Source organism: Lutimaribacter degradans (assembly GCF_023703375.1).
Lineage (GTDB): Bacteria > Pseudomonadota > Alphaproteobacteria > Rhodobacterales > Rhodobacteraceae > Lutimaribacter > Lutimaribacter degradans.
Map to the genome: position 1 here is coordinate 74,389 of NZ_JAMQGO010000009.1, position 25,038 is coordinate 99,426.

General features: G+C 62.0%; 26 protein-coding genes. 22 read left to right on the forward strand and 4 right to left on the reverse strand.

Annotation, left to right across the window (positions count from 1 at the left end; all coding sequences use genetic code 11):
- Nucleotide 1: 1 nt before the first annotated feature.
- The 4 genes from M8744_RS13270 (at nucleotide 2) to M8744_RS13285 (ending at nucleotide 3,395) form a co-directional block, all read left to right on the forward strand.
- Nucleotides 2-202: a DUF2783 domain-containing protein gene (locus M8744_RS13270; protein WP_251418551.1), complete on the forward strand. Its 201-nt coding sequence runs from the start codon at nucleotides 2-4 to the stop codon at nucleotides 200-202.
- A gap of 172 nt (nucleotides 203-374) precedes the next feature.
- Nucleotides 375-1,793: a pyridoxal phosphate-dependent decarboxylase family protein gene (locus M8744_RS13275; protein WP_251418553.1), complete on the forward strand. Its 1,419-nt coding sequence runs from the start codon at nucleotides 375-377 to the stop codon at nucleotides 1,791-1,793.
- Between the two features lie 3 nt (nucleotides 1,794-1,796).
- A complete protein-coding gene (locus M8744_RS13280; protein WP_251418555.1) occupies nucleotides 1,797-2,570 on the forward strand; it encodes an aldolase/citrate lyase family protein in 774 nt (257 codons plus the stop codon).
- A gap of 174 nt (nucleotides 2,571-2,744) precedes the next feature.
- Nucleotides 2,745-3,395, forward strand: coding sequence for a GntR family transcriptional regulator (locus M8744_RS13285; protein ID WP_251418557.1), 651 nt, complete (start codon nucleotides 2,745-2,747; stop codon nucleotides 3,393-3,395).
- Here M8744_RS13285 and M8744_RS13290 read toward each other — a convergent pair.
- Entirely contained in the window at nucleotides 3,392-4,102 is a 711-nt protein-coding gene (locus M8744_RS13290; protein WP_251418559.1) for a type 1 glutamine amidotransferase, read from the reverse strand. The two genes, M8744_RS13285 and M8744_RS13290, sit on opposite strands and share 4 nt — an antisense overlap.
- Nucleotides 4,103-4,170: 68 nt before the next feature.
- Here M8744_RS13290 and M8744_RS13295 point away from each other — a divergent pair, with 68 nt between their 5' ends.
- The 7 genes from M8744_RS13295 (at nucleotide 4,171) to M8744_RS13325 (ending at nucleotide 10,875) form a co-directional block, all read left to right on the forward strand.
- Nucleotides 4,171-5,427, forward strand: coding sequence for a cytochrome P450 (locus M8744_RS13295; RefSeq protein ID WP_251418562.1), 1,257 nt, complete (start codon nucleotides 4,171-4,173; stop codon nucleotides 5,425-5,427).
- A gap of 52 nt (nucleotides 5,428-5,479) precedes the next feature.
- On the forward strand, nucleotides 5,480-6,769 hold the full coding sequence (locus tag M8744_RS13300) for a type I glutamate--ammonia ligase (protein ID WP_251418564.1): 1,290 nt from the start codon (nucleotides 5,480-5,482) through the stop codon (nucleotides 6,767-6,769).
- Between the two features lie 22 nt (nucleotides 6,770-6,791).
- Nucleotides 6,792-7,106: a 2Fe-2S iron-sulfur cluster-binding protein gene (locus tag M8744_RS13305; protein ID WP_251418566.1), complete on the forward strand. Its 315-nt coding sequence runs from the start codon at nucleotides 6,792-6,794 to the stop codon at nucleotides 7,104-7,106.
- Nucleotides 7,107-7,404: 298 nt separating this feature from the next.
- A complete protein-coding gene (locus tag M8744_RS13310) occupies nucleotides 7,405-8,421 on the forward strand; it encodes a TRAP transporter substrate-binding protein (RefSeq protein WP_434481371.1) in 1,017 nt (338 codons plus the stop codon).
- A gap of 107 nt (nucleotides 8,422-8,528) precedes the next feature.
- Nucleotides 8,529-9,131, forward strand: a complete 603-nt coding sequence (locus tag M8744_RS13315) for a TRAP transporter small permease (RefSeq protein ID WP_251418678.1) — start codon at nucleotides 8,529-8,531, stop codon at nucleotides 9,129-9,131.
- A 3-nt stretch (nucleotides 9,132-9,134) separates the two neighbouring features.
- Nucleotides 9,135-10,421, forward strand: coding sequence for a TRAP transporter large permease (locus tag M8744_RS13320; protein ID WP_251418568.1), 1,287 nt, complete (start codon nucleotides 9,135-9,137; stop codon nucleotides 10,419-10,421).
- A gap of 16 nt (nucleotides 10,422-10,437) precedes the next feature.
- A complete protein-coding gene (locus M8744_RS13325) occupies nucleotides 10,438-10,875 on the forward strand; it encodes a universal stress protein (protein ID WP_251418570.1) in 438 nt (145 codons plus the stop codon).
- Nucleotides 10,876-10,898: 23 nt separating this feature from the next.
- On the opposite strand, the gene M8744_RS13330 is transcribed toward M8744_RS13325, so the two are convergent.
- On the reverse strand, nucleotides 10,899-12,251 hold the full coding sequence (locus tag M8744_RS13330) for an aspartate aminotransferase family protein (protein WP_251418572.1): 1,353 nt from the start codon (nucleotides 12,249-12,251) through the stop codon (nucleotides 10,899-10,901).
- Between the two features lie 11 nt (nucleotides 12,252-12,262).
- Nucleotides 12,263-13,072, reverse strand: a complete 810-nt coding sequence (locus tag M8744_RS13335) for an IclR family transcriptional regulator (RefSeq protein WP_251418574.1) — start codon at nucleotides 13,070-13,072, stop codon at nucleotides 12,263-12,265.
- 155 nt (nucleotides 13,073-13,227) lie between these two features.
- On the opposite strand from M8744_RS13335, the gene M8744_RS13340 reads away from it, so the two are divergent.
- The 7 genes from M8744_RS13340 (at nucleotide 13,228) to M8744_RS13370 (ending at nucleotide 21,209) form a co-directional block, all read left to right on the forward strand.
- Nucleotides 13,228-14,169, forward strand: coding sequence for a tripartite tricarboxylate transporter substrate-binding protein (locus M8744_RS13340; protein ID WP_251418576.1), 942 nt, complete (start codon nucleotides 13,228-13,230; stop codon nucleotides 14,167-14,169).
- A gap of 63 nt (nucleotides 14,170-14,232) precedes the next feature.
- On the forward strand, nucleotides 14,233-14,763 hold the full coding sequence (locus M8744_RS13345) for a tripartite tricarboxylate transporter TctB family protein (RefSeq protein ID WP_251418578.1): 531 nt from the start codon (nucleotides 14,233-14,235) through the stop codon (nucleotides 14,761-14,763).
- A 9-nt stretch (nucleotides 14,764-14,772) separates the two neighbouring features.
- Nucleotides 14,773-16,392: a tripartite tricarboxylate transporter permease gene (locus tag M8744_RS13350; protein ID WP_251418580.1), complete on the forward strand. Its 1,620-nt coding sequence runs from the start codon at nucleotides 14,773-14,775 to the stop codon at nucleotides 16,390-16,392.
- Nucleotides 16,275-17,741 carry an aldehyde dehydrogenase gene (locus M8744_RS13355; RefSeq protein WP_251418680.1) on the forward strand — a complete coding sequence of 489 codons (1,467 nt, stop codon included), beginning with the start codon at nucleotides 16,275-16,277 and terminating at the stop codon, nucleotides 17,739-17,741. Before M8744_RS13350 ends, M8744_RS13355 begins: the two co-directional genes overlap by 118 nt.
- On the forward strand, nucleotides 17,726-19,024 hold the full coding sequence (locus tag M8744_RS13360; RefSeq protein WP_251418582.1) for an aspartate aminotransferase family protein: 1,299 nt from the start codon (nucleotides 17,726-17,728) through the stop codon (nucleotides 19,022-19,024). Before M8744_RS13355 ends, M8744_RS13360 begins: the two co-directional genes overlap by 16 nt.
- Nucleotides 19,021-19,968, forward strand: coding sequence for a phosphotransferase (locus M8744_RS13365; RefSeq protein ID WP_251418584.1), 948 nt, complete (start codon nucleotides 19,021-19,023; stop codon nucleotides 19,966-19,968). The genes M8744_RS13360 and M8744_RS13365 overlap by 4 nt, the downstream gene beginning before the upstream one ends.
- Nucleotides 19,965-21,209 carry a Tm-1-like ATP-binding domain-containing protein gene (locus M8744_RS13370; protein ID WP_251418586.1) on the forward strand — a complete coding sequence of 415 codons (1,245 nt, stop codon included), beginning with the start codon at nucleotides 19,965-19,967 and terminating at the stop codon, nucleotides 21,207-21,209. Before M8744_RS13365 ends, M8744_RS13370 begins: the two co-directional genes overlap by 4 nt.
- On the opposite strand, the gene hpaR is transcribed toward M8744_RS13370, so the two are convergent.
- Nucleotides 21,206-21,655 (reverse strand): homoprotocatechuate degradation operon regulator HpaR, encoded by a 450-nt coding sequence (hpaR, locus tag M8744_RS13375; RefSeq protein ID WP_251418588.1) that lies wholly within the window; start codon nucleotides 21,653-21,655, stop codon nucleotides 21,206-21,208. The two genes, M8744_RS13370 and hpaR, sit on opposite strands and share 4 nt — an antisense overlap.
- Nucleotides 21,656-21,758: 103 nt before the next feature.
- Here hpaR and M8744_RS13380 point away from each other — a divergent pair, with 103 nt between their 5' ends.
- The 4 genes from M8744_RS13380 to M8744_RS13395 are packed head-to-tail and all read left to right on the forward strand — an operon-like array spanning nucleotide 21,759 to nucleotide 25,037.
- The gene (locus M8744_RS13380) at nucleotides 21,759-22,154 is read left to right on the forward strand and encodes a 5-carboxymethyl-2-hydroxymuconate Delta-isomerase (RefSeq protein ID WP_251418591.1); all 396 of its coding nucleotides are present in this window, start codon (nucleotides 21,759-21,761) and stop codon (nucleotides 22,152-22,154) included.
- Between the two features lie 3 nt (nucleotides 22,155-22,157).
- Nucleotides 22,158-23,669: a 5-carboxymethyl-2-hydroxymuconate semialdehyde dehydrogenase gene (gene hpaE / locus M8744_RS13385; RefSeq protein WP_251418593.1), complete on the forward strand. Its 1,512-nt coding sequence runs from the start codon at nucleotides 22,158-22,160 to the stop codon at nucleotides 23,667-23,669.
- Between the two features lie 57 nt (nucleotides 23,670-23,726).
- Nucleotides 23,727-24,707, forward strand: coding sequence for a 3,4-dihydroxyphenylacetate 2,3-dioxygenase (gene hpaD, locus M8744_RS13390; protein ID WP_251418595.1), 981 nt, complete (start codon nucleotides 23,727-23,729; stop codon nucleotides 24,705-24,707).
- 12 nt (nucleotides 24,708-24,719) lie between these two features.
- Entirely contained in the window at nucleotides 24,720-25,037 is a 318-nt protein-coding gene (locus M8744_RS13395) for a cupin domain-containing protein (protein WP_251418597.1), read from the forward strand.
- The last annotated feature ends 1 nt before the right edge of the window (nucleotide 25,038 follow it).

A 25,038-nucleotide genomic window follows, 5' to 3' on the forward strand; every position in this document is an offset into this window, starting at 1 on the left:
CATGGCCGACCTGATCCTGAAACCGAACCTGGACCGCGCCGATGATGTCTATGCCGACCTGCTCGCCGCGCATGAGGGTCTGAGCAAGGCCGAAAGCGACGCGTTGAACGCGCGGCTGATCCTCATCCTCGCCAATCACATCGGCGAGCGCACCGTGCTGCAACAGGCGCTTGACGCCGCCAGGGCCGCGGCACCCGAATAAGCGTGGGGGCCTCGCCCCCGACCTTCCCGGCACCACGAAACGGGCCCCTGGCCACGGCCAGGCCCGCCGGGCGGGCGGGCCGCCTTGCCATTGCCCAACGTATCGGCAAATCCTGTTGCCTGGCGCCGCTGCTTGATTTACTTATCATGTTAATTACCACGGGAGGCACGGGATGCGCTGGAGCGATTTTCCGAAATGGGGCCATTGGCTGGCCGATTGGGCGGCGCGCTATCACGAAGGTCTGCGTGACCGGCCGGTGCGCGCGCAGGTGAAACCCGGCCAGACCTTGGCCGCCCTGCCCGATACGCCACCAGACGCCCCCCAGCCGATCGACGACGTGATCGCCGATTTCGAGCGTATCGTGATGCCCGGTATCACTCATTGGCAGCACCCACGGTTCTTTGCCTATTTCCCCTCCAACGCCTCGCCCGCCGCCGTGCTGGCCGACCAGCTTGTGACGGTGATGGCACCGCAATGCATGTTGTGGCAGACCTCTCCCTCGGCCACCGAGATGGAAACCCGGATGATGGACTGGCTGCGCCAGGCCATCGGCTTGCCCGACGACTTCGCCGGTGTCATCCAAGACAGCGCCTCGTCGGCCACGCTGGCCGCCGTTCTGACCATGCGCGAACGCGCGCTGGGGTGGGATGGCAACGCGAACGGGCTGGCCGGACAAAAACCCGTGCGCATCTATTGCTCGGGCGAGGCCCATACATCCATCGACCGCGCGATCTGGGTCGCCGGCATCGGCCAGGCCAACCTTGTGCGCATCCCGCTGGCCCCCGGCCCGATGCGCGGCATGGATGCGGACGCGCTGGATGCCGCGATCCGGGCCGACCTCGCGGCAGGTTACCTGCCCGCCGGGGTCATCGGCTGCACCGGCGCCACCGGAATGGGTGCCTGCGACGACATCGCCGCCATCTGCCGGGTCGCTCGGGCGCATGGCCTTTTTACCCATGTCGATGCCGCCTGGGCCGGCAGCGCCATGATCTGCCCGGAATACCGCGACCTTTGGCAGGGCATCGAAATGGCCGATAGCGTCGTTTTCAACCCGCATAAATGGCTGGGCACGCAGTTCGACCTGTCGGCGCATTTCATTCGCTCCCCCGAGGATCTGACGCGCACGCTGGCGATCCAGCCGGAATACCTGAAAACCCACGGCGCCGACGGTATCATCAACTATTCCGAATGGTCCGTGCCGTTGGGGCGCCGGTTCCGGGCGCTGAAACTGTGGTTCCTGATCCGCGCCTACGGGCTTGACGGGCTGCGCCAGATGATCCGCAACCACGTCACCTGGGCGCAAGATCTGGCCCAACGTCTGCGCCAGGTACCTGATTTTGAAATCGTGACCGAGCCGGTCCTGTCATTGTTCACCTTTCGGTTCGCGCCGCCGGGCCACGCGCCCGAGCAGGCCACGCTCGACCTGCTGACGCGCATCAATGACGATGGCCGCATTTACCTGACCCAAACCCGCGTCGATGGCACCTTTGTCATCCGCTTCCAGGCCGGGCAGTTCGACTGCACCGCCGAAGATATCGACACCGCCTATTCGGTCATCACAGAGATCGCCGACCAGATCAGGAAAGGATAAGCCATGCCCGCACCCACCAACGTTTTCAAACAGCGCCTGGCCCGTGGCGAACGCGTGATCGGTTGCTGGGCCGGCTTTGCCGACCCTTATGCAACCGAGGTGCTGGGCACCGCCGGGTTCGACTGGCTGGTGATCGACGGTGAACACGCGCCCAATGACCTGAAATCCATCATGGGCCAGTTGATGGTGCTGAAAGGGTCAGACAGCGCGCCCGTCGTCCGCCTGCCGATGGGCGAAGCATGGGCGATCAAGCAGGTGCTGGATGCCGGCGCGCAAACGCTGCTGATCCCGCTGGTGGAAAGCGCTGAACAGGCGCGCGAGCTGGTGCGCGCCATGCGTTACCCGCCCGCCGGTATCCGGGGCGCGGGCGCCGCGCTGGCCCGCGCATCGCGGTTTTCAGGCATCCCCGATTACGTCGCCACCGCCGATGCCCAGATGTGCCTGCTGGTGCAGGTCGAAACCCGCGCCGGGCTCGACGCCCTGGACGAGATATTGTCCGTCGACGGTGTCGATGGCGTGTTCATCGGCCCGGCCGACCTGGCCGCCGACATGGGGTTCCCCGGCAATTCCGCCGACCCGCAAGTGGCCGATGCGATCCGCGACGCGCTGGGGCGTATCGCGGCCAGCGACAAGGCGGCGGGTATCCTGGCGGTGGATGACGCCACCGCGCAGCAATATGCCGATTGGGGGGCGCAGTTCCTGGCCGTGGGCATCGACGTCGTGATGCTGGCGCAGGCCGCGCGGCAGACGGTCAAGCTCTGGGCCGGTCGCGGGTAACGCATTGGCAACCTGTGTTAACGGTTGGCAAAGCCGCGCAGCGTTGCCAACCCGCCTGTGGCAAAAAAACACCGCACGGTTTGCCGCCCGAACCGCGCGGATCATGCATATTTTGGAAACCTGTAAATATACATAACGCTTTACACCTAGCCGATTTCATCCCAGATTCATCCCATGGCAAACCAGACCGATACCATCATTACCGCCATTTTCGACCGGATCGAGGCGGGCCGACTGAACCCCGGCGACCTGGTCGACGAGGCGCCGCTGATCGCCGAATACGGCGTGTCGCGCACCCCTGTGCGCGAGGCGCTGATCCAGTTGGAAACAGCGGGTTTGATCAAGCGGTTACCGCGCAAGGGGGCGGTGGTTTTCAAACCCACGCTTGAGGAATTCCTTGCCATCCTGGAGGTCCACGCCAAGCTGGAAGGGCAGGCCGCAGGGCTGGCGGCGCGGCGGCTTTCGCCCGCTTTCGCCAACAAGCTCGAACAGGTCACCAAGTCTTGCGAGAACCACGCCGCCATCCTGGGCGATGCCGAGCCCGACCGCTATTACCAGTTGAACCTGGCCTTTCACGCCCGCGTGGCCGAGGCCGCAGGCAACCCGTTCCTGCTGGATATGATCAAGACGAACGCGCGCAAGCTGATGGCCTATTACCGGGCGCGCTATCATTACAAGGGCGTGATCGCCGAAAGCGCGGCGGAGCATCGTGAAATCACGACCCTGATCCTTGATCGCGACGCTGCCGGGGCCGAGGCGGCGATGGCCCGCCACGTGCAGTTCGACCACGTCACCGCGATGGATTTGCTCGCCGCCCTCAGCTAGGCGCGGGCTTGCTCGAAAAAGCGGGCAATGGTTTCCGCAAAATCCTTTTTATCCGGCACGTTAGCCAAGGACTCCTTGCCTTCTTTCACCACGGCTGCGGGCAGGTCACCAGCCAATTCGTCCAACAGGTCAGCCATGAAATCCGGGTCTATCTCGGGGTGGTATTGCGTGGTGTAGACATGCGCGCCAACCGCAAAGCCGCCCACCGGGCAGCCGGGCGTTTCGGACAGAATACGCACGCCGGCCGGCGGCTCCAAAACCTGCTCCTTGTGCGCCGCATAAAGCCCCAGCGTGTCAGGCGCCCCGTCCATCCACGGCGCACGATCGACCACCCGCGTTTCGATGCGCCCCATGACCCAGCCACCGGGGTTGTAGCCCACCGTGCCGCCCAGCGCCTTGGCAATCACCTGGTGCCCGAAACAGGCGCCAAACACCGGCACCCCCTGCCCCACCATCTGGCGGATCAACTCCTCCAACCGCGTGACCCAGGGGGCATCGTCATGAACCGAGGCAGGGCTGCCCGTGATCATCACGCCGTCGAAGGGCGCCAGGTCATCGGGAAACTCCCCCTTGGTCACGTCGAACGCCCCGACCTCCCAATCGGGACGCACAAGGTGGATCAGCTTGGCAAATTTCACATCATCCATGTCGCGCGCATGAGCGAAATCGCTGTCATCTGTGTTGGTCACAAGGGTTGCGAGGCGCATGAGGAATCCTCTTTACATATTTATACGCCCGCTTAATATACATAACAAGTTAAGAAAAGGGATTTTGCATGACCGTCTGGACCCCAACCGACACCGGCCAAGCCGATCTGACGAGTCATGACACGTTCCTTCAGGGGCCGCCGCACAACACCTTTGCCCGCCTGCGCGCCGAAGACCCTGTGCATTGGACCGATTACGCCGATGGGCAAGGATTCTGGTCAATCACGCGAATGGCCGACATCCTGGAGATGAATCGTAAACCAAACATTTTCTCATCGGCCCGCGGCATCCGAATGGAGGATCAGACTTACGAGGAATACCTGGCCCGCCGCACCTTCCAGGAAACCGACCCGCCGGAACACATGCAGACCCGCATCAAGGTGGCCAAGGCATTCTCGAAACCCGTGATCGCCGGTTTTGAAAATGATATCAAAGCCTTGTGCGATGAGATCCTGGACGCGGCCATTGAAAAAGGTGAATTCGACGCGACCAAGGAAATCGCCCGTCAATTGCCCATGCGGATGCTTGGCCGGATCATTGGCACGCCGGATGAAGACCTGCCCTGGCTCGTGGAAAAGGGCGATGCGCTGATCGCCAATACCGACCCGGATTTCACCGATCACGTGCTTGACAAGATGACGACCGATGAATTCCGCATGATGCCCTTCAACTCTCCCGCCGGGGCCGAGCTGTACCAGTATGCCAAAGACCTGATGGCAAAAAAGGAAGCGGCGGGCGATACGTCGGGCGTGCTGCATCTGATCCTACAACCGGGCAAGGATGGCAGCCGCATCAGCGAGGAAGAGTTCCGAAACTTCTTTTGCCTGCTGGTGGCTGCGGGAAACGACACCACCCGGTATTCCATTGCCGCCGGATTGCAGGCACTGACCCATGACCCGAAGTTCCTGCACCAGATGCAAACGCAGGATGTCTGGGACACCGCACCTGACGAGATCATTCGCTGGGCCAGCCCGACGATTTATTTCCGCCGTACAGCCACCCAAGATTACGAGACACACGGCAAGACGATCCAGGCCGGCGACAAGGTGCTTTACTGGTTCGTCTCGGCCAACCGCGACGAAGCGGCGTTCGATGATCCCTTTGGCTTTGACCTGCACCGCAACCCCAACCGGCATGTCGCCTTTGGGCAGGGCGGCCCGCATGTCTGCCTGGGCATGTGGCTGGCGCGGCTTGAGGTGCGTGTGCTGTTCCAGGAACTGGCGAAACGCATCAAATCCATCGAACCGACTGGAACACCGAAATTCCTGCGCTCGAATTTTGTCGGTGGCTACAAGGAATTGCCGGTGCGCGTCGTGCCGGCCTGATGCCTGGATCGGGGCGCAAAAGACCCCGGCCAGCCCAACAGGAGAGACGAATATGAACACCCGCCTGCGTGCGCTTTTCTGCGACCACCTGTCGATCATGCGCGGCAAATACCTGCCCGGATCGAAAATCGGCGATGGCTCGACCCGGTTCTGCCGGTCGAATTTCGGCGTGCATTACGACAAGGATTTGCTTGATGCACCCGGCGCAATGATGATGCAGGGCTTGCCCGACATGGAGCTGCATTGGGAGGGCGAGATGATCCGCGACAGTTGGGATCGCGCCACCAAGATCGTCGTGGGCGACCTTTACGACACCGAGGGCAACCCGCTGGAAATGTGCGGCCGCGGCGCCCTGAAGCGCGCGGTGGCGGATTGGCAGGCGCACGGGCTGACCCCCAAGGTGGGAATCGAGCTTGAGGCCTTTGCCCTGGTGCCCGATGAAAACAACCGGCTAGTGCCTTATGACACGCCGGGCGGGCATGTATATGGCACCGGCCCGTTTTCCGATCCACTGCGTTTCAACGACGCGATCTGGGAAAAGGCGGATGAACTGGGGTTCAAGCTGGACCTGATCACCAGCGAGTATGACACTCCGCAGTTCGAATACACGTTGACCTTTGACGACGCGGTGCGCGCGGTTGACGATATCGTTCTGTTCCGCCTGATGGCGCGCGAAATCGCGCTTGAACACGGGATCGTCCTGTCTTTCATGCCCAAACCCATCGCCGAGGCTGGCGGATCGGGCATGCATATCAACTTTTCCTTCCTCGATGGCGATGGCGGCAACGCGTTGTCGGCAGGGCCGGTGGGCGGCCCCGAAAACATCAACGACCTGTCGCGCGGCTGCATCGCGGGGATGATGCACCACCATCGCGGCCTGGCGGGGCTGATCGCGCCCACGGCCAACAGCTATCAGCGATTGCAACCCGGCTCGCTTTCGGGGTTCCTGTGCAACTGGGGCGGCGACCACCGCAACGTGACAACGCGCATCTCGTCCGAGGGCGGGGCAAAGGCGCGGCTGGAACACAGAATGGCCGATGCGTCATCCAACCCCTATGTCGCGGTGGCGGCAGTTCTGCAGGCCGCGCGCCTTGGCGTGGAGAGCGGATATGCGCTGCCCGCCATGGAAACCGGCGACGGATTCGAAAAATGGGACGCCAAGGAAACCACCGCCATTGACCTGAAAGGTGCCGTCGCCGACCTGAAGGCCGACACCCCGTTGCAAGCGGCGGTGGGGCAGCTTTTGTGCGAGAACCACATTTTCATGAAAGAGAAAGAGGTCAAGAAAACCCGCGACCTCGAAGGCGACCAACTGCGCGATTTCTACGTGTGGTTCGTGTGACGCCGACAGAAAGGAACACGCAATGCAAGTGACCTGGAAACTGCCCGACGGGGCCGAGATAACCGCTGATGTGGCCGATGGCATCAACATGATGGAGGCGGCGACAGCCAACAATGTGCCCAACGTCATCGGGGAATGCGGCGGCAACCTGTCTTGCGCCACCTGTCATGTCTACGTTGCTGACGACTGGGCCGAAAAGACTGGCGCGGCGGACGAGTTCGAAGATGCCATGCTGGACGTGGCAGAGGCCCCTCGCCGCGACACCTCGCGCCTGTCGTGCCAGATCACCGCATCAGAGGGGCTGAACGGCCTGGTGCTGATCGTGCCCGGGGCCTGACATAGCCCAATAGCGCGGTGTAAAACCCCATTTTCTAAATATTTTTCAATATCCTAAGCCGCACCATGCGCTTTAGTTTGACATCTACGTCAGGCATGTCATCGTTATGGGGTAGATAGCGGGTATGCCGTGGCATCATGCAGGTGCCTTTCGCCCGCCGATCGGTTTTTGCAGCCCAGCCTGCGAAGGCCAGCCGGGAGGGATGCCAGAATCACCCGGCAGAAACCAAGAATCTCTCGCGTGTATCGGTGCGTTTGCGCCGAACCATACGTGTTTTTAATTTGAAAGGGAGAAGTCCATGAAAACGATTAAACACCTAATGACCGGCTCGGCCGCCGTCGCGGCCTTTGCCGCCAGCATGACGGCAGCACAGGCAGAAACGTGGCGTTACGCCTTCGAAGAGGCGATCACCGACGTGCAGGGTGTGTACGCGACCAAGTTCAAGGAAGAGGTCGAAGCCAATTCGGACCACGAGATCCAGCTGTTCCCCTATGGCACGCTGGGTGAATCGGCCGACACGATGGAACAGACGCAGGCCGGCATCCTGCAATTCGTTGACCAGTCGCCGGGTTTCACCGGTTCGCTGATCCCCGAGGCGCAGGTGTTCTTCGTGCCTTACCTGCTGCCGCAGGACACCGAGCAACTGGGCGAGTTCTTCCGCACGTCCAAGGCCATCAACGAGATGTTCCCCGAGATCTACGCCGAGCAGGGGCTTGAGCTTCTCAAGATGTTCCCCGAGGGCGAGGTCTGCATGACCACGCAAGAGCCGGTCAAGTCGCCGGAAGACCTTAACGAGGTCAAGTTCCGCGTGATGACCAACCCGCTGCTGGTGGAAAACTATCGTGCCTTCGGCGCGACACCCACGCCGCTTCCTTGGGGCGAAACATATGGCGGCCTGCAGACCGGCATCATCCAGGGCCAGGAAAACCCGATGTTCTGGATCGAATCGGCAAAGATGTACGAGGTGACCGAGGTCATCACCTGTGCTGGTCACAACAACTTCACCACCGCGGTGATGGCCAACAAGGACTTCTACGACGGGTTGTCGGAAGAGGATCAGCAGATGATCCAGGACGCGATGGACGTGGCATTTGACCACATCATCGACTACCAGAAGGGCCTGCACGAAGAGAGCCTGGAAAAGATCCTCGAAGCGAAACCTTCGATGACCGTGAACGTTCTGACCGAGGAAGAGCGCGCACCCTTCGTGGCCGCGGCAGAAGAGGTCGAAGCGAAGTTCATCGAGATGACCGGCGACAGCGGCCAGGAGCTGCTTGAGCAGTTCAAAGCCGACCTGGCAGCCGTAACGGAATAAAGCTCAAAAACTTGGGATGCGCCCGATGATTTCGGGCGCATCCGAATTGCCAGAAAATAATTCAGGATAGGGACAGTTCGGTGTCAGAAGACGAAAAGCGCAGCCAGCTGCAATCCCAGACCGACACGACAGGGACTGACGACGCCCCGCTGGAGGATTACCAATCAACCTTGCCAGGGGCCTTGGGCAACATCGACAACGCGATCAGCCGGATTGAAAGCGTCTTGCTTGCGGCCGGTGTTCTGTTGATGGCCCTCAACACCATCGCCAACGTGATCGGCCGTTTCATTTTTCAGAATTCGCTTTTCTTTTCCGAGGAATTGAACCGGATTCTCATCATTCTCATTACATTTGCCGGCATTTCCTACGCCGCTCGCCATGGCCGCCATATTCGCATGTCGGCCATTTTCGATGCACTGCCGGTCAAGCCGCGAAAGGCGCTGATGATCCTGATCGCTGTGGTTACCGCGATCTTCATGTTCGGGCTGGCGTGGTATTCGACGCAATACATCATGACGCAGGCCGGGCGCGGGCGCGTGCTGCCCTCGTTGCAGATCCCGGTGTGGATCATTCTCATCTGGGTGCCCGTCGGCTTTTTCATGACCGGGCTGCAATACGCGCTGACTGCCATCAAGAACCTGATCGAAAAAGATATTTACCTCTCGACCGGTGTTCTTGAGGGGTATGACGACGACGAGCTGGAGATCTGAGCCATGGCAATGACAATCTTTTCGATCATGATCGTTCTCTTGCTGCTCGGCTTTCCGATGATGATCCCGCTCATCGTCGGGGCCTTTGTCGGCTTCTACTCGATGTTCGGCGGCATGGGGCAGATGGAAACCATGGTGCAACAGATGATGGCCGGCATAAGGCCGGCATCGCTGATTGCGGTTCCGATGTTCATCTTTGCCGCGGATATCATGACACGCGGCCAATCCGCCGGGCGGCTCATTGATCTTGTCATGGCCTTTGTCGGGCATTTGCGCGGCGGGTTGGCGGTCTCCACCGCCGCGGCCTGCACGATGTTCGGCGCGGTTTCGGGGTCGACCCAGGCCACGGTCGTCGCCATTGGCGGCCCCCTGCGCCCACGGATGCAGAAGGCCGGTTACAAGGACAGTTTCATCCTCGCCCTGATCGTGAACTCATCGGATATCGCGTTCCTCATTCCGCCCTCGATCGGCATGATCATCTATGGCGTTGTCTCGAACACCTCGATCGCCGAACTGTTCATCGCGGGCATTGGGCCGGGGCTGCTGATCCTGGCATTGTTCTCGGCCTATGCCTGGATCTACGCGGTCAGGAATAACGTGCCAACAGAAGAACGGGCCACTTGGGGCGAACGGGCCGGCGCATTGCAAAAGGCGCTTTGGCCCCTGGGCTTTCCGGCAATCATCATCGGCGGCATTTATGGCGGCATCTTTTCCCCGACCGAGGCCGCGGCTGCCTGCGTGTTCTATGCAATCATCCTGGAAATGTTCGTGTTCAGGGAACTGGACATGCGCGGGCTGTACGATACCGCGAAATCCACGGGCCTTATTACCGCCGTGGTCTTCATCCTGGTGGGTGCAGGTGCCGCGTTTTCATGGGTGATCTCCTTCGCGCAGATTCCGCAGGCGATCCTGTCGGGCATCGGTATCGACGAAATGGGCCAGGTCGGCGTGCTTATCGTGATCTCGATTGCCTTTTTCATCGGCTGCATGTTCGTCGACCCGATCGTGGTGATCCTTGTTCTGGTGCCGATCTTCGCGCCGGTGGTCAATGCCGTCGGGCTGGACCCGGTTCTGGTGGGCACGATCATCACGTTGCAGGTGGCTATCGGATCGGCGACGCCACCCTTTGGGTGTGACATTTTCACGGCCATCGCGGTGTTCAAGCGCCCCTATTGGGAAGTCATTCGCGGCACGCCACCGTTCATCTTCATCCTGCTTTGCGTTTCGGCATTGTTGATCACCTTCCCGCAGATCGCGCTGTTCCTGCGTGACCTCGCCTTTAGCAAGTGACGGAAAGGAAGAAGCAATGTTCAATCGAATCCTTGTCCCTTTTGATGGGTCGGTAGGCGGCGAACAGGCGCTGATAAAGGCCGTCGAACTTGCCAAGGTGACCGGGGCCGAAATCCAGGTACTCACGGTCTATCGGCACCATTCCATGCTCGAGGCGTCGTTCTCGATGGTGCGGGCATCGGACCCGGGCAACATGGATGACGCGATGCGCAGCCATGCACGCGAAGTGGCCGAGCACGCCAAGAAGCTGGCCAAGGAACACGGTGCGGAAACCGTGCGTGCCTTCGTCAAGACAGGTCAGCCCGCGCGCACCATCGTGCGGTTTGCGAACGAGCATGAGTGCGACCTGATCGTTCTGGGTGCACGCGGCATGGGCTCGGTCGAGGGGTATCTTCTGGGCTCGGTGTCGCACAAGGTCACCGGGTTGTCGCGGGTGCCGGTGCTGGTGGTCTGACCAGGCACCGGCAGGGGGTGGCCTCAGATCGAGGCGAACCCCTTGTCCAGCGACGACAATATCACCTGCACATCCTCGGCGGTCAGAACCAGAGGCGGCGACAGGATGATGTTTGGCCCCGAGACGCGCACCATCGCCCCGGATTGATAAGCCACCTCTTGCACCTTGCCGATGGTGGCCTTGTCGATCGGCGTCTTGGCGGCGCGGTCACTCACCAGTTCAACCGCACACATCAGCCCGTGGCCGCCTCGGACATCACCGATCACGTCGTGGGTTTCGGCCAATTTCTGCAAGCCGGCAAACAGCTCGGCCCCGCGAGCGGCGGCATTGGTGGGAACGTCAAGCCGCTTGGTTTCCGCAAGGCAGGCCAACGCGGCCGCCGCACCCACTGGATGGCCCGAATAGGTATACCCATGCCCGATAGCCGCGCGGCCGGTTTCGTCCTTTTCAAAGACCTGTGCCACGCCCTCGGCGATCATCACGGCGCCAAAGGGGAAATAACCGTTGGTGATGGCTTTGGCCGTGCACATCAAGTCGGGTTGCACGCCCCAGTGGCGGCTGCCGGTCCAACTGCCGGTGCGGCCAAAGGCTGTGATCACCTCGTCGGCAATAAGCAGAATCCCATGCTTGCTGCAAATCTCGCGCACGCCGGGCATGAAACTTTCATGCGGCGGGATGACCCCACCTGCCCCTAGCACAGGCTCCATGATGAAGGCGGCGATGGTACCCGCGCCCTGGAACGCGATCTCGTCTTCCAGCGCGGCCAGGCAAAGCTGCGCCAGCCGTTCCGGGTCGGTTTCATTGAACGGGTTGCGATAGGTGTACGGCGCGGGAAGCTGGTAACAGCCGGGCAAGAGCGGCTCGTATTGCGTGCGGAAATTGGCGTTGCCGTTCACGCTGGCCCCCCCGATATGGGTGCCGTGATAGCCCTTCTTCAGGCTCAGGAACTTCGTGCGTCCCGCCTCGCCGCGAATCTTGTGATACTGGCGCGCCAGCCGCAGCGCGGTTTCAACGCTGTCGCTGCCGCCACTGGTATAGAACGCGCGCGTCAGCCCGTCGGGAGCAAAGAAATCGCGCAGCTCTTCGGACAGCTCGATTACGCAGTCATTCGTCGTACCACGGAAGGTCGAGTAATAGGGCAGGCGATCCAACTGCGCGGCAATGGCATCCTTGATCGGCTGGCACGAAAACCCCAGGTTGACGTTCCAAAGGCCGCCGACGGCATCGACCACCTCGTGCCCGTCCACGTCGGAGATGCGCACACCCTGCGCACCCGTCACGATGGTGGGCGGGTTGGCAAGACTGTCGGCCGGGTGCGCCATCGGGTGCCACATCGAGCGGGCATTGTGTTCTTTCAGGAAGTTACCGTCTTTCATGGATCGTCCTTTCATGCAGGGGCAGGCGCATGGCCTGCCACGGTATCGGGGGTGTTCCTTGGGTAATCGGGGGGCGGCAATCCGCCCAACATGCGGGTCAGGCGCAGCGCCTGCGCCTTGACGGCGACGCGAATACGCGCGGCCAGCGCGGCATCCATGCGCGCCGTGGGCGCGGCCACGGCGATAGCGCCCATCGCACGGCTTTCCGCGTCAAAGATCGGTGCGGCGTGGGAATGCACGTCGTTTTCAAAACCGCTGACGGATTCTGCCACGCCATCACGGCGGATTTCATCCAGCATCCTGCGGATGTGCGCCGGGTCGGTTATCGTCTGGTCGGTGCGCGCCTCAAGCGGCCCTTCCAGCACGGCACCCACCAGGTCCGGCGCGCTGTAGGCCAGAACCGCCAAACCAGAACTGGTGGCATGCAACATCAGGACATCGGCGTCTTCCATCGTGACGCGGGTGCCATGTACGGGGCTGTAGGCGTAGGTAACGGTCGACAGCGTGCGCCCCTGCATCAGGGAGAAATGCGCGGTTTCCTGCGTCGCGTCCGACAAGTCACGCAACACTTCGGCCGCCACATCGCGCATCGGCACAGCGTGTTCACGCAGCGCCGCCAGCCGCATCACGGCTGGCCCAAGTCGGTATTCGCGCCCGGTTCCGACCTGTTCGACAAACCCGGCCTCTGCCAGCTCACCCATCAGGCGGTACACGGTCGCCTTGTTCAGGCCGGACAGGCGCGCCATGTCGCTCAGCCCGACCAAGGGGCGGGACCGGGTGAAATAGTTAAGCAATGACAAGGCTTTGGCTGTCGTTCCCATTTGTTCGGGTGGCCCTTTCCTGTGCTGCCTTTTCCAGCATTGCGCCCGGAACGGTCGCGGCTGCCTCTAAATTTGTTGACAGAAAGTCGCAGCCTCTGTCAATGTAAAACAGAACCATAGGTTCATATAATGAACCAGAAACAGGGAGACATTAAATGAAACTCAATACCCTTCTTGGCGGCGCACTGTCGGCCGCGATGGCCACGATGGGCGGCATGGCCGCGGCGGAATATCCCGAAAAACCCGTCAGCTTTGTCGTGCCCTTCCCGCCCGGTGACCTGGAAGATGTGCTGACACGCATGATCGCCGAGGATTTCCAGAACGAGTACGGCGTCTCGGCAGCGGTGGTAAACAAGCCCGGCGGTGGCGGCGGCCCCTTTCCCGGCGCGATCGAGGTGGCAAACGCCCCCGCCGATGGCTACACGATCGGGTCGTTCGTGATCGGTTTGCCGGTGGTCGGCCACCAACTGGGTATCGACGACCTGACACCGGCACAGTTCGACCCGCTGGGCATTTTCCTGACCTATCCCTTTGTCATCGCAACCAGCGCCGATGCTCCGTATTCGACCATGGATGAACTGGCCGCCCACGCACAGGAAAACGACGTGGCCTTGGGCCATTTCGGCGATCCGCTGACGCCGACCCAGGTGACCAAGGCACTGGCTGTCAACAAGGGGTTCGAGTGGGGAAGCGACGCGGCATTCGACGCGCTGGATTGCAACACGCTGGCGTCGGGCGATGCGGATGTGATCAATACCACGCTACAACTGGTTCTGCCGTGCCTTGATGACATCAAGGTGTTGGTGTCGATCACCGATGAACGCATCAACCTGGTGCCGGACGCCCCGACCGCGGGCGAGGTTGACCCGACGCTGGATATCGCGCTGTGGAACGGCCTGTTCGTGCACAAGGACACCCCACAGGACGTGCGCGAAAAAATCATCGCGGTGGCACAGGAAACGGTAAAGAGCGAACGCGCCCAGAACGTGGCCAAGGAAACCGGCGCGCTTGTCTACTGGCAAGACGCCGAGGAAAGCGCCGCGCGCATCGCCTCCAACATCGAAACGGTGACACGCATCGAGGGCCTGTTGGAATAACCGCAGATCGTATCGGGCCGGGCCGCGCGCCCGGCCCTTTTCCTTTGCCAAGGGTTCGCCACCATGAGCACCCCCGAAGAACGCCGTTTCGTGGGCCGACTGCAAGGCCAGGTGATATTCGCCATCGGCTTTGTCGCATTTTCCGTGCTTCTGCTCAGCCAGATCGGTGAGCAGACGAAATGGGCCAAGGGCACCAACCTGTTTGCACAGCCACGGTTCTGGCCCGCCGTGGGGCTGGGGGGCATGGTGTTGTTCGGCGCGCTGCATTTCTGGCGCCTGCCCCGCCACCGCGTGCGCCGCACCGATGTGATCGAGGCCCGTATCTGGGCCCAGCCGCTGGAATATGCGCTGTGGTTCATGGGCTATGTGCTGCTGGTGCCGATTATCGGCTATCTGCCGGTGACGATGGCGTTCGTGCCGGCACTGATGTGGCGGATGGGGTATCGGTCAAAGCGCATACTGTGGATCGGCGTCGCGTTCGGTGCGCTGGTGGTTGTGATGTTCAAATCGCTGCTACAGGTCAGAATTCCCGGTGCCGTGCTCTATGAATACCTGCCCGGTGGCCTGCGCTCTTTCTTCATCCTGAACCTCTGAAGGGCGATCATGGAGCTTATCTTTTCCAGCCTCGATATTCTGGCCCGCTGGGACGTGGTGCTGGCCCTGCTGGTGGGCTCGGTCGGGGGTGTCCTGATCGGCGCGATTCCGGGTGTGGGGCCTGCTGTGGCCATTGCCATTCTGCTGCCCGCGACCTTCAGCCTGGACCCGATCGTGGGTCTTACGGTGCTATTGGGGATTTACGGCAGTTCCATGTATGGCGGGGCGATCCCGGCCATTCTGGTCAATACGCCGGGCACGGCGGTAAACGCACTGACAACCTATGACGGCTTTCCGATGACCGCACGCGGCGAGGCACGCCGCGCTCTGAGCCTGGCCTATTCTTCGTCTTTCTTCGGAGGGATGTTCTCGGTCATCTGCCTGATTCTTTTCGCGCCCGTTCTGGCGAAAATCGCGCCCATGTTCGGCAGCCGCGAGATATTCCTGGCCGCGCTATTGGGCATCATCCTTGTCGTCGTGGCCCATCGCGGGCAGGCGTTGATCGCCGCGGCACTGGCCTGTTTCGGCATTTTCCTGAACACGGTCGGGCTGGAAGCGGTAAAATATTCGAAACGCTACACTTTCGACCAGGCGTTCCTGTCCTCGGGCATCGACCTGATCGTGGTGGTGCTGGGGTTGTTTGCATTGTCGCAGGCGTTTTTCCTGCTTCAGGGCGAGGATGAGAAAACCCGCATCACCAGGCTGCAGGGCGGGCTGTTCCAGGGCCTGCGCGAACTGTCGCGCCATCCGCGTATCGCGGGTGTATCGGCCAGTTTCGGCGTGGTCATGGGCATGATCCCCGGCGTGGGCGAATTCACGGCGCAGTTCCTGTCATATACCTATGCGCAGAAATCTTCGAAACGGCCGGATGATTTCGGGCACGGCTCCAGCGAGGGGTTGATCGCGGCCGAAACCTCGAACAACGCGGTGCCGGCGGCTGCGATGGTTCCTTTGCTGGCGCTTGGCATCCCCGGTGAGGCGCTGACCGCCATGATGCTCAGCGTGTTTTACGTGCACAACGTGGTGCCCGGCCCGCAACTATTTCAAAACCAGATGGATTTCGTCGTCGCGCTTTACCTGGCGCTGCTGGTTCTGAACGTGATCGTGCTGGTGTTCTTGCTGTTCGCGACACGCCATCTTGTCAACGTGGTCAAGATACCCAACCGCTTTCTGGGCGTGTGCATCCTGACCCTGTCTTTCGTGGGGGTCTACAGCCTGCGCAACTCGGCAACCGATTGCATCATCGCCGCAGTGTTCGGGCTTATCGGCTTTGTCCTGAAACGCCTGTCATTGCCGGCGGTGCCGATCATCCTCGGCATGGTTCTGGGCGGCATCATGGAGGTCAAGCTGCGCGCCGGCATGGCGCGGGTCAAAACCCCGCTCGACTTTATCGAGCGCCCCATCTCGATGATCCTTTTCCTCATGATCCTCGGGGTTCTCTTCATTCATTTCCGCCGTACCTGGCTGGATCGCAAGGAGCTTAGACAAGAAAAATGGTCGACCAAACACTCATCGACGAGCTTCGGAGCGCACCTGTCGCGCCGCAGAAACTTCTTGTTGACGGAACGTGGGAAAGCGCGTCGGGCGCGCCGCTCGATGTTCTCTCGCCGATCGACGGACGAAAGCTGACCACCATCGAAAGCGCGGGCCCCGATGACGTGGCCCGTGCCTGCGGCGCCGCACGACGCGCCTTTGACGATGGCCGCTGGTCACGCATGGCGCCGGCCGCGCGCAAGAAGGTGCTGCATGCCATCGCCGACCGGATCGAGGCCGAGGCCGCCGCCCTGACCGTTCTGGGCGTGCGCGACAACGGCACCGAATTCAACATGGCGCTCAAGGCCGAGGCCGGATCGGCTGCGGGCACGTTTCGCTATTACGCCGAGGCGCTGGACAAGATGTATGGCGAAATCGCCCCCACCGCGCCCGACGTTCTGGGCCTTGTTCATCGCGAACCCGTGGGCGTCGTCGGGGCAATCGTGCCATGGAATTTCCCGCTGATGATCGGTGCCTGGAAACTGGCGCCGGCGCTGGCGGCGGGCAACTCGGTTGTGCTGAAGCCGGCGGAAACGGCGTCCTTGTCCTTGCTGCGCCTGGCCGAGATCTGCATGGAATGCGGCTTGCCCGATGGCGTGCTGAACGTGGTAACGGGCCCCGGCGCGATGACAGGCGAGGCTCTGGCACTGTCGATGGATGTCGATATGCTGGTGTTCACCGGCTCGGGCGCGACCGGGCGGCGGCTGCTGGAATACGCGGCGCGGTCGAACCTGAAACGGGTGTACCTGGAGCTTGGCGGGAAATCCCCCAACGTGATTTTCGCAGATGCGCCCGACCTTGAAAAAGCGGCCAAGGTCAGCGCCATGGGCATTTTCCGCAACTCGGGGCAAGTCTGCGTGGCCGGCAGCCGCCTTCTGGTGGAACAGTCGATCCACGACGAGTTCGTACAGCTACTGGCCAAAGAAGCCGGAAAGCTGCGCGTGGGCGATCCGCTCAACCTCGACACGCATATTGGCGCGATCAATTCCGAGGCGCAGTTGATGGGCAATCTCGGTTTCGTCGACGATGCCCGCAAACAGGGCAATACCATCGCGCTCGGGGGCAATCGTATGCTCGATGACACGGGCGGGTACTACATGGAGCCGACGATCGTAACCGATGTGGCCCCCGATCACCGCATCGCACAGGAAGAGGTTTTCGGCCCCGTTCTGGCCGTCACCGCGTTTGACAGCGACGATGACGCGGTGCGCATCGCGAATTCCACCGATTATGGCCTTGCCGCGGGCGTCTGGACGGGCAACCTGTCGCGTGCCCATCGCATGGTGCGCGACATTCGCGCCGGCGTGGTGCATGTGAACACGTATGGCGGCTCGGACAACACCGTGCCCCTTGGAGGTGTCAAGCAATCGGGCAACGGCCATGACAAGTCGCTGCACGCTTTCGACAAGTATTTCGACCTGAAAACCGCATGGATGCAATTGTGACCGAAACGCTGCAAGACCGTCGCGCCCGCCTGCTGGGCCCGAACATGTCCACCTTTTACGACGAACCCGTGCACCTGGTGCGCGGCGAAGGCGCGCGCCTTTGGGATGCCGACGGGCGCGAATACCTGGATTGCTACAACAACGTTCCCCATGTAGGTCATTGCCACCCGGTGGTTGTGCAGGCCATCTGCGACCAGGCAGGCACGTTGAATACCCACACGCGTTACCTGCACGAGGGAATACTGGATTATGTCGAGGCGCTGACCGCCACGTTCGGCCCAAACCTGGACACTGCGCTGATGTGCTGCACCGGGTCCGAGGCAAACGACGTGGCGCTGCGCATGGCGCAGGCCCTGACCGGCAAGACCGGCGTGATCGCCACCGATCACACCTATCACGGCAACACGACCGCAGTGCACCAATTGTCGCGGTCGAACCCGCCGCCGGGCGGGTACTGGGACAATGTCGGTTTCGTGCCCGCGCCCGACAGCTACCGCCCGCTGGGCGGAGAGGCCGGCATGGCCCATGCCCGCGCCTTCGCCGCCGAGGTGGAAAAGCAGATCGCCGTTCTGGAAGAAAAGGGATGCGGGTTTTCCACCCTTATCCTGTGTCCGTTTTTCGCCAACGAGGGCTTTCCTGATCTGCCCGCCGGCTGGCTGGACCCGACGGTCGAGGTGGTGCGCCGCGCCGGGGGCGTGGTCATCGCCGACGAGGTGCAACCCGGCTTTGGCCGACTGGGCACCCATTTCTGGGGGCATGAGAAAATCGGCTTTACCCCCGATATCGTCACAATCGGCAAACCCATGGCCAATGGCCACCCGGTGGCCGCCGTCGTGGCACCGCGCGATACTATGGAACAATTCCGCAGCAATTTCCGCTATTTCAATACGTTCGGCGGCAACCCCGTGTCCTGCGCGGCCGCCATGGCGACGCTGCGCGTGGTGCAGGAGGAAAATCTGCAAGCCAATGCTGCCGATGTGGGCGCCTATGCCAAATCGGGGCTGCAAGAACTGGCCAAGCGGCATGAATGCATCGGCGATGTGCGTGGCTCGGGGCTGTTTTTCGGCGCGGAAATGGTGCTGGATCGCACCACGAGGGAACCGGCCACCGCCTTTACCAAGCAGGTGGCCAACGGCATGCGCCAACGCGGTGTGCTGCTCAATTTCCTTGGTCGCCATTACAACGTGCTGAAAATGCGCCCGCCCATGGTGTTTTCCCGCGCCAATGTCGATCAAGTGATCGAAACGCTGGATACCGTCCTGGCCGAGACGCCGCTGGCATGAGTGACACGCTGGCACATCAGGCTGCCCGGCTGTGGGGGTTCGACCCCGCCCACGTCACGCTGGCCGCCCGGCGTGAGAACATCGTCTATCGGGTCGACGGGCCGGATGGCGCCTTTGCCCTGCGCCTGCACCGGCCTGGCTATCGCACGCGGGCGCAACTGCAATCGGAATTGCACTGGATGACCGCGCTGGAGCGTGGCGGAATGGCGGTGCCGCGCCCCCTGCCCCTGCCCGATGGTGCGATGACGGCGCGTTTGGGCGACACTCTGGTCGATGTTCTAAGCTGGTTGCCCGGCCAGCCATTGGGTGCGCAAGGCGCGCTGGACGGTGTGTCCGACCGGCCCGCGCTGGCGCACAGGCTGGGGCGGCTGCTGGCGCAGATGCATGACCTGTCGGATACATGGACGCCCCCGGCCGACTTCACGCGCCCTGCATGGGATCGTGCCGGGTTGCTGGGCGATGCACCGCTTTGGGGCCGTTTCTGGGATCACCCCGACCTGACCGCCGATCAGCGCAGCACCTTCACCGCCGCCCGCGCCCGCGCGGATGCCGACCTAGCCGCTCTTGAGACCGGGCTGGATTACGGGCTGATCCATGCCGACGTTATCACCGAAAACGTGATGCGGGATGGTGACGCGCTTTATCTCATCGATTTCGACGACGGCGGCTGGGGTTTTCGTGATTTCGAACTGGCCACGTTCCTGATGCGGTTCCTGACCGCCCCGGATTACAGTGAAATACGCGCCGCCCTTGTGGATGGTTATGCCATGCGCAGGCGCGTGGATGCGCGCACGCTCGACCTGTTCCTGCTGCTGCGCGCGTTGACCTATCCGGGCTGGATTATCCCCCGGCTGCACGAACCGGGCGGTGCCGAACGATCGGCCCGCGCCATTGCAACCGCCATCCCGCTTGCCGAACGCTACTTGAACGGAGGAAAGGCATGACCGCCGACAAGACCATCCTTATCGTAGGCACCTATGACACCAAGGATGACGAACTCAATTACCTGGGCCAATGCATCCGCAGGCAGGGCGGCGGCGTAATGACAATGGATGTCAGCGTGCTGGGCGACCCCGGGCAGCCCTGCGACATTTCCAAGCACCAGGTGGCCGAGGCGGGGGGCAGCACCATCCAGGCTGCCATCGACAGCGAAGATGAAAACACCGCCATGCAGATCATGGCCGAAGGTGCCGCAGCCGAGGCCCTGCGCCTGTACCGCGAAGGGGCCATTGACGGCGTCATCGTTCTGGGCGGCACAATGGGTACCGACCTGGCGCTGGACGTTTGTGCCGCGCTGCCGGTGGGCGTGCCGAAATACGTGGTCTCGACGGTCAGTTTCTCGGCCATGCTCCCGCCCGAGCGGCTGGCAGCCGATATCCAGATGATCTTGTGGGCCGGGGGGCTTTACGGGCTGAACTCGGTCTGCCAATCCTCGCTGTCCCAGGCTGCGGGTGCGGTGTTGGGCGCGGCCCGCGCGGTCGAGCCGCCGAAACGCGACCGGCCCCTGATCGGGATGACGAGTTTCGGCAAGACGATCCTGCACTACATGGTCAAGCTGAAGCCTGAGCTGGAAAAACGCGGCTACGAGGTGGCGGTGTTTCACGCCACCGGCATGGGGGGGCGGGCCTTTGAAAGCCTGGCATCCGAAGGCGCCTTTGCCTGCGTGATGGATTTCGCAACGCAGGAGGTGGTCAATCATCACATGGGTTCGGGCATATCCGCCGGGGCCGACAGGATGACCAACGCCGGGCGCAAGGGCATTCCGCAAATCGTGTCGTCCGCCTGCTATGACCTTGTCGACCTGATCGGCTGGCAACCCATACCGGAACGGCTACAAGATCGGCCCACCCATGCGCATAACCGACTGCTGACCTCGGTCATCCTCAGCCCCGAAGAGCGGCGCGAAATTGCACAGGTTTTCGGCAAGAAACTGGCACAGGCCAGCGGCCCGTCGATTTTCCTGCTGCCCAAGGGTGGCGGCAACGAATGGGACCGCCCCGGCGCACCGCTGCATGATGCCGAAGGGCTGGTTGCCTTCAACGAGGCGATGCAAGAGGCCGTGCCCGAAACCACGGACCTGCGCGTGTTGGAGTGCCACGTTAACGACGACGCGTTCAGCGAAACGGTGTTGGAAATTTTCGATGAGTGGGTGGCGCAGGGCGTGGTGCCGAACGGCGCGGCTTAACGCCCGTTCGGCCGGTCCAACTGGTCAAGCTCGTTCAAGAGATCCAGCAGGCTGTCCAGCTTCTCGGCCCCGAGGCTGTCCCGCAGCCACGCGTTCAATCTCTGGCTTTCTTTAAGGTTCTCGGCAATCAGCGCGCGGCCCGCGTCGGTGATCGTGACCACCTGCTTGCGCCGGTCGGTGGGGTGTGGCGCGCGGCTGAGCAGGCCCTTGCCCTCAAGCGTTTGCAGGATACGCGTCAGGCTGGGCAACAACAGGCATGACCGATCTGCAATCTCGGTCGGGTCCAACGGGCCGCGTTCATCCAGAACGCGCAGCACGCGCCATTGCTGTTCGGTTACGCCCACATCCGCAAGCATCGCGCGGATAGGGCCCATCACCTTTTCGCGCGCGCGCAAAAGCGCGATGGGCAGGGATCGGTTGGTTTCTGGCGCTTGCGGTTTTGTCATGTCGGGTTGTTTGCCCCGAAACGCGCAGCCGCGCAACATGCAGGCTTGACGCAGGGCAATCAATCTATTTAACATGTTAACTGAAAGCAATGGGAGTCGCCCGATGCCTCACATCACGGTGGATTACTCGGCCAATCTTGAACAGGCCATCGACATGGCAGCGTTTTGCGACCTTCTGCGTCGCGCGGCGATTGAAACGGGCGTTTTGCCGCTCGCCGGGGTACGGGTTCGGGCGTTCGCTGCCACCCATGTCAGCATCGCCGATGGCAACCCCGAACATGCGTTTATAGATATCGCGCTGCGCCTGCGGGGCGGGCGCGACCTGGCCACGCGCAAACGTGCCACCGCGCATATCTTTGACACGGCGGAAAAATTCCTTGCGCCGATCATGTCGAAACGCCCGATCGCCCTGTCGTTCGAGATGCGCGACATCGACCCCGAACTTTCCCCCAAGACCGGCACCATCCGCGACCACCTGCCCGACCACCTGAAAGGCTGATCCATGTCCGATTTGCAAGACAACATGCAGAAACTGCAACCGATCCTCGACAGGGTGCGCGCCTCGGGCGTCATGAATAGAATTGCTGGGCAGGATCATCCGGCGCAATCGGGCAAAACATTCGCCAATCATTCGCCAGTCGATGAAAGCCACATCTGCGAGGTGGCGCAATCGGGTTCGGCCGATGTCGACGCGGCGGCCCAGGCCGCCAAGGTTGCCTTTCCCGCCTGGCGCGATTTTCCAGCGGTCGAGCGCAAGAAAGTGCTTCATGCCATCGCCGATGGCATCGTGGCGCGCGCCGAAGAAATCGCATTGGCCGAATGCTGGGATACGGGGCAGGCCATTCGCTTCATGTCGAAGGCGGCACTGCGCGGGGCCGAGAACTTTCGCTTTTTCGCTGACCGCGCGCCCGCCGCCCGCGACGGGCAGCATCTGCCATCGCCCACGCTGATGAACATAACCACCCGCGTGCCCATTGGCCCGGTAGGCGTCATCACACCGTGGAATACGCCCTTCATGCTGTCGACCTGGAAGATCGCGCCCGCCTTGGCCGCCGGATGCACCGTTGTCCACAAGCCGGCCGAGTTCAGCCCCATCACCGCGCGCATCCTGATGGAAATCGCCGAAGAGGCCGGCTTGCCCCCCGGAGTCTGGAACCTTGTGAACGGCATGGGCGAGGAGGCGGGCAAGGCCCTGACCGAACACCCCGATATCCGCGCCATCGCCTTTGTCGGCGAATCGAAAACCGGCAGCATGATAATGAAACAAGGCGCCGACACGCTGAAACGGGTGCATTTCGAGCTGGGCGGGAAGAACCCGGTGATCGTGTTCGACGACGCCGACCTGGAGCGCGCGCTGGATGCGGCGATCTTCATGATCTACTCGCTCAATGGTGAGCGCTGCACCTCGTCCTCGCGGCTGCTGGTGCAAGACAGTATCGCACCTGAATTTATCGCCAGGCTGACGGAGCGGGTAAACAATATCCGCGTGGGCCATCCGCTGGACCCGCAAACCGAGGTCGGTCCGCTGATTCACAAGGTGCATTTCGACAAGGTGTGCAGCTATTTCGACGTGGCGCGGCAGGACGGCGCCACCATAGCCGCAGGGGGCGCGGCACTGGATCAACCGGGCCACTACGTGCGCCCAACCCTGTTCACCCAGGCCAGAAACGACATGCGGATCGCGCAAGAGGAAATATTCGGCCCCGTTCTGACGGTCATTCCCTTTGCCACCGAGGAAGAGGCGCTGCATGTCGCCAATGACGTGGCCTATGGGCTGACCGGCTATGTCTGGACGAATGACCTGACCCGCGCGCTGCGCTTTACCAATGCGCTTGAGGCCGGGATGATCTGGGTGAACAGTGAAAACGTCCGGCATCTGCCCACGCCCTTTGGCGGGGTCAAGGCATCGGGCATCGGCCGCGACGGCGGAGACTGGTCGTTCGAGTTCTACATGGAACAAAAGCACGTAGGCTTTGCCACCGGCCCGCACAAGATCGCGCGACTGGGTGTATGATGTTTTTGCGTCTTGCCCATCCCGCCCCGAAAGCACCTGATCCGAGAGGAGCATGTCATGCCCGTTCCTGCCCCCAACCTGTACCCGCCCTTCAACATCGTGCGGCTTTCGCATGTTGAACTGGTCGTCACCGACCTGGCCAAATCGCGCGCGTTTTATGTCGATACGCTGGGCCTGCAAGTGACAGACGAGGACAGCGAGGCGATCTATCTTCGCGCGATGGAAGAGCGCGGCCACCACTGCATCGTGCTGCGCAAGGGCCAAACCGCGCAGGCCCGCGACCTGGGGTTCAAGCTGTATGATGATGCATCGCTTGACGCGGCCGAGGCATTTTTCAGGGAAAAGGGCCTGCCCGTCGAATGGGTAGACCGGCCTTACCAGTCGCGCACCTTCCGCACGCGCGACCCGCATGGAATTCCGCTGGAATTCTACGTCAAGATGGATCGCTTGCCGCCCATTCACCAGCAATACGCGCTCTATCGCGGGGTCAAGCCGCTGCGCATCGATCATTTCAACGTGTTTTCGCCCGATGTCGATGAAAGCGTGGCGTTCTATAACGACCTGGGGTTCCGCGTCACCGAGTATACCGAGGACGAGGAAACCGGCCGCCTGTGGGCCGCCTGGACTCATCGAAAGGGCGGTGTGCACGATATCGCTTTTACCAACGGCACCGGCCCGCGCCTGCATCACACCGCGTTCTGGGTGCCGACACCGCTTAATATCATCGACCTGCTCGACCTGATGGCCACCACTGGCTGGGTGGACAACATCGAACGCGGGCCGGGCCGCCACGGCATCTCCAACGCGTTCTTCCTTTACGTGCGAGACCCGGATGGCCACCGGATCGAGATCTACTGCTCGGACTACCAGACTGTCGACCCCGACCTAGAACCGATCAAATGGGATCTGAAAGACCCGCAACGCCAGACCTTGTGGGGCGCGCCCGCCCCGCGTAGCTGGTTCGAGGAAGGCTCGCTGTTCGAGGGCATCACGCCGCGCGCGTCGGCCCTTGCCGCGCAACCGATCATCGCCCCATAAGGAGTTATACCGATGTGCAACGATACCGGCCCGGAACAGACCGCCACCGCGGATATCCTGATCGAGAACGACAGGGTGCGCGTCACCCGCTGGTCATTCGCCGCGAAGGGGGATCGTACCGGGTGGCACCGGCACGAACATGATTACGTGGTGGTGCCGGAATTCGACGGAGAGTTGCATATCGACCTGCCGGGCGGAGACCAGATGACCGCCGCCCTGCAAACCGGCGCCCCCTATTACCGCCCGCTCGGCACCGAGCATGACGTGATCAGCGGGAACGACTTTGCCTGCTCGTTCATCGAAATCGAAATGCTGGACAAGAAGGGGTGAG